This window comes from Streptomyces doebereineriae (assembly GCF_031845645.1).
GTDB classification, from domain to species: Bacteria; Actinomycetota; Actinomycetes; order Streptomycetales; family Streptomycetaceae; genus Streptomyces; species Streptomyces canus.
In genome coordinates, this window is sequence record NZ_JAVREZ010000498.1 from 1 (window position 1) to 410 (window position 410).

At 66.8% G+C, this 410-nt stretch carries 1 pseudogene; it reads left to right on the forward strand.

The features are described 5' to 3' along the window. Positions 1–130: 130 nt before the first annotated feature. Positions 131–410: pseudogene (locus RNB18_RS52950) on the forward strand (amidohydrolase family protein); the annotation flags it as partial.

The following is a 410-nucleotide window of genomic DNA, read 5'->3' on the forward strand; positions in this document are numbered from 1 at the left end:
GTCGCGGGCGGACTCGTCAGCAGTGGGTGACGCTCTGCACAAGGCTTCGACAACGATTGGGGAACCGTGTGCGGTACCGGTGCCGGACAGATAGCTGACGGTTCGTCAGATCGACGCTACCGTGGAACGCATGGAGACCTTCCCCAAGATCATCTCGGTGGACGACCACACGGTGGAGCCCGCACATGTCTGGCGGGACCGGCTCCCGTCCAAGTACGCGGACTCCGGGCCGCGCGTCGTCCGCGCACCGCTGAAGGAAATGACCTTCCTGGGCGGAAAGTTCGCACCCGTGATGGGTGCACCGGGCGACGAGGGCCCGGTGGGCGACTGGTGGGTCTACGAGGACCTGCGCCGGCCGCTCACCCGCCTGGACACCGCCGTCGGCTACGACAGGGACGAGATCAAGCTGG